The organism is candidate division WOR-3 bacterium (assembly GCA_011052815.1).
Classification (GTDB): domain Bacteria; phylum Hydrothermota; class Tepidihabitantia; order SM23-42; family SM23-42; genus DRIG01.
In genome coordinates, this window is the sequence record DRIG01000042.1 from 1 (window position 1) to 4,180 (window position 4,180).

Below are 4,180 nucleotides of genomic sequence, written 5' to 3' on the forward strand. Positions count from 1 at the left end.
GTGGAGGAAGTGAATAGTCGCGCCGCTCCTTTGTCCTGTAGAAATCAGGCGGTTTGCCTGCAAAGGGGCGTGCAATGACCCGTGCTACCGCATGCTCTCCTTTTAATATTTACCGCGAGATTTCACAGAAGTGATAGAGTTCGTCCAGACTGAAGACATCAAGATGGCAGGCGATCTGGAAAACACTGTCGGCTGAGGAGTAAACAATGGGTTTTTTGGTCTTTAAATGTTCTTCACCGAGTTGCTTTATGATTTCTGTTCCGGATGCAGGAATATTACCGAGCACTTTATGTTTTATTTTTGATTCAAACTCTTTGATGATGCTTTCAGGAAAACCACCAGGATAGGTGGGAAAAGGTTTTTTCAGAATTATTCCGAAAAGTTCCCAGTGGCCAGAGGTGCTGTCTTTGCCAGGCGACATTTCCGCCATTTTACCGAAACAGGCGAGTGGTTTTTCCACCCGGTTCACGCCTTGAATCGGACTGATATTCCCCAATCCCAGGCGTTCAAGTGTCGGCAATTTTATTCCACCGCAGATGCGGGCTAAATTACCCAGGGTATTGCTTCCTTTATCTCCGTAGGTCTCAGCATCCGGCAGCTCTCCGATACCTACACCGTCTAAAATAAGGACGATCGCCCGTTTACTCATAAAAAAAATTATATATATATTTTTTTATTTGTAAAGAGGATGTATAAAGCCGGGAATATTTCAGAGATGGAATTGTAATAATAGATAGAAGGAGGTAGTTATGAAGCACGATCACAAGGAGATGTATGGAATATATTTGCGGGTCGGGCTCTTTTCAAGCTTGATGATCTTCATCCTTCTCTTCTCGTTTGTACCCTACACTGCACCCAAACCTTATGAATTGAAAAAAGAGATTGTGACGATGGTCGAGGAGATTTCAGCAGAGATTGAGAAGTTTGAAGAGCCGCCGCCTGTAGAACGTCCTAAGGTTGCGGTCGAGGCCGAGAGTGAGGTTGCTGAAGAGGCGGTGGAGACGATTGCGGCGACCGAGTTCAAAGAAGATATTATTCGGACCATGCCGACCGGTCCGGAGATTGAGATCGTACCGTATTACAAAGTGGAGGTGAAGCCGAAGCCGGTTCATATTCCAAAGCCCAAATACCCGGAATTGGCGCGGCGTGCAGGTATCGAAGGAACGACCGTGGTTAAGGCGCTGGTGGATATCGACGGCAGTATCCGTGAGGTGAAGATTTTGAAGTCGAGCGGCAATCAGATGCTGGACCAGGCGGCGCTTGTTGCGGCGAAGTCGGCGAAGTTTACGCCGGCAAAGCAGCGTGACAAATACGTGCGCGTCTGGGTCTCAATACCTCTCAAATTCAAACTTCTGAACGGTTGAGCATTAAAAAAGACCGCCCCGCATAGTTCGAACCATGCGGGGCGGAAAGAATGAACCGTCTTTGTCTATTTCACAAGAATCAGCTTCTGAGTCGCGGTATTATCAGCAGCCTCAAGATGGAAGAAGTAGACACCGTTTGCGAGATTGTCAGTATTCCAGGTGACTGTATTGATACCCGCCGGTTTTGTTGAGTTAACCAGCGTCTCAACATAACGTCCCATACCGTCATAGACCTTCAGTGTGACATGGCCTGAAATCGGTGTGATGAACGAGATGTTCGCAGCACCTTTTGTCGGGTTGGTAACGTTGACAAAGCCGAAGTTGCTGATTACCTGGTTGTTGTCAGGTCTTTCAGCAACGCCGAACTGACCCAGGTTCACCAGACCTTCAGTCGCATTTCCTGGAGCACCGGTATAACCTCCGGCACAGAAGAAGGTTCCGCCGTCAAGGTCATTCACAAAGACAGCTGCCTGGGTATTGCTCATCGCTGTTGGTTTGTCCGGCTGCTGATGCCAGGAGGCATCACCAGGATCATAGTACCAGCAGTCAACGCCCACGGTTCCATGGTCGTCACCACCGACAAAATAGAAGTATCCATTGGCGTCACAGGCGCCCTGGATTCTTGAACGTCCAGGCTGACCAGAAGCACCGGTCGGAATGTCGGCGATTGCCGTCCAGGTGATCTGGGTGGGATCAGATGGATTGATGATACCCATCCAGGCACCGGTTACATACGCACCGTTGTATCCACCGGCGACATAGATTGTATCGCCGAAGATTCCGCAGGCGAATGAGCGGTTGGTAATCGGCATTGCGGTTCCGGTTGTCCAGGAATCCGTCGCCGGGTCATAGATTTCAACCACGTTAAAGTAAGAAGAGCCTGACTGTCCGCCCATGACGTAAATCAGGGTGTCTTTCCAGCAGACTGCACCGAGGAAGTGACGGGCAGTCGGTAATGGTGTGACTTCAGTCACGGTGCCAGCAACCGGGTCAAATTCCTGCATATTATTGATCGCATTAAAGCTGGCATCACAACCACCAGCAATATAGACCAGACCATTGCAGGCTACTGCAGCGTGACGCTGGGCTGGTGTTGAGAGTGTGGCAGAACTGACCGTCCATGTTTCTGTGCCAACATCGAATTCATCGATCTCACTTAGATTGGTATTACCACCGGTTGAATAAACCTTTGGTGAGCCACCGACATCAAGTGCTGCCATTGCATGGTAATAAGTGGATTGAGGTAGGTTGGAAGAATAGATTTTCCAGAAGATGCTCTGAGTTACGGTCTGCATAGCCATGGTGTCGTTTGCCGGATTCTCATCACCGGAAAGTACTGTATATGCCATTACATCATAGGTGATACCATCGTTCGGACCGGTCGTCCAGTTGGGCCAGGTATAGGTGGTTTCAGCACCTGATGCAAGGGTGATGTTGTCGGTCTGGTTATAGATGGTTGTACCCGAAGAATCGATAACAAAGTAAATGTCAAATGTTTCGGTTTCAGTACCATAGTTATGATAAACCGCTTCAGGAGCGATTGTGGTATTCGGCATTTCAGTGGCACCCGGCGCATTGATGGCAGCGACTCCGACATCATGGAGTGTACCGCCGAGCGGCTGACCGATGAGGATAAAGCCCGCTTCATTCGGTTGACCGAAGACAGTGGTAGCAGTAACCCAGTTCGGGTAACCGAAGATTGCGCCGCGGAAGTATGCTTCCTGGCCGTTTCCACAACCGGGCTCACCGACGATACCGGTCTGTCCGTTGGTGTTAAATACATTTGACGGCTGGATCTCAATCCAGTATGTGGCGCCGCCGGTTAAATTGACCGACGTAGGCAGTTCAATTTCGAGTCTCCAGCGCTGGCCTGCAACATACTCATAGGTTGTCCAGTTGCTCGGTTCACAGACAATCTCCTGAGATGGATTGTCTGCCGGTTGTCCACCGTTGTCGTCGTACACGATAAAGTGGATATTCGGGACATTGGACCATGATGTAAATCCGTTCCAGTTCCACCACCATGAAATCACCGAGTCGATCCGCCAGCCGGCACCAGAAGGCTGGATATCATCAGCCACGTCAGCCTCAAATGGATAGACGCTGTCGAGCTGACACGCCATATTTGATGCATTTACAGTATCCGGGATTTGAGAGAGAAGAACATCACGGTTTCCTTCAAGGGGGTTTCTCTTAAACACAGGATTGTCAAGGGGTTTATTCGGGTTCTGCAGTTGAAGCATCGGAACCCGTGTATCACTTTCATTTGCTGCAAAGAGCATGGGTATTAATCCCAGACATAATGTTAAGATAAGGACTTTCTTCATCATTTTCCTCCTTATAGTTGGTTTCTATCTTTATACGGAGTATCCATTAACAATTGAACATCAGGTCTACTCCTTAAAACCTGGTTCACTCTTTTTCCGACGATCTATCACCTCCTTTCAAAAATAATATTGATATTATAAAGTTTCCACATAACTTTATAATATCCTATTTAAATTAATTATATCCAAAAAAATATAGATGTCAATACCCTAAACTCTTTTTTTATTCCCAAAAGATATGGTAAATTATAACTATAAAATATGGTATGTCAAGCATCACATATCCTGACTCCTCTCCACTTTTTTCATAATGTCTCCGGGACTAAATCTATCGGGAATTTGATTGAGGGCCATTTTCTTATGATTATTATCCCTGTGTTAAATATGCTCAATAATTTCTGTGCTTTTTTCTTTTTTGGTAATACGGATATTAACTGAAGTAACTCAGGATAGCGTTCTGCTTGACTGCCAATAATTAAGGCAAATAGA

3 protein-coding genes are annotated in these 4,180 nt (G+C 47.1%); 1 reads left to right on the forward strand and 2 read right to left on the reverse strand.

Annotation, left to right across the window (positions count from 1 at the left end; all coding sequences use genetic code 11):
* Positions 1-109 precede the first annotated feature (109 nt).
* On the reverse strand, positions 110-649 hold the full coding sequence (locus ENI34_03980; GenBank protein ID HEC78286.1) for a hypothetical protein: 540 nt from the start codon (positions 647-649) through the stop codon (positions 110-112).
* Between the two features lie 100 nt (positions 650-749).
* Between ENI34_03980 and ENI34_03985 the strand changes: the two genes are divergently transcribed.
* The gene (locus tag ENI34_03985) at positions 750-1,364 is read left to right on the forward strand and encodes an energy transducer TonB (GenBank protein HEC78287.1); all 615 of its coding nucleotides are present in this window, start codon (positions 750-752) and stop codon (positions 1,362-1,364) included.
* 65 nt (positions 1,365-1,429) lie between these two features.
* On the opposite strand, the gene ENI34_03990 is transcribed toward ENI34_03985, so the two are convergent.
* Positions 1,430-3,694, reverse strand: a complete 2,265-nt coding sequence (locus tag ENI34_03990) for a T9SS C-terminal target domain-containing protein (protein HEC78288.1) — start codon at positions 3,692-3,694, stop codon at positions 1,430-1,432.
* Positions 3,695-4,180: the final 486 nt, after the last annotated feature.

Excerpts from the sequence above, each read along its gene's own strand:
- ENI34_03985 (HEC78287.1), top strand. The coding sequence starts at position 750 with ATGAAGCACGATCACAAGGAGATGTATGGAATATATTTGCGGGTCGGG.
- ENI34_03990 (HEC78288.1), bottom strand. The coding sequence starts at position 3,694 with ATGATGAAGAAAGTCCTTATCTTAACATTATGTCTGGGATTAATACCC.
- ENI34_03980 (HEC78286.1), bottom strand. The coding sequence starts at position 649 with ATGAGTAAACGGGCGATCGTCCTTATTTTAGACGGTGTAGGTATCGGA.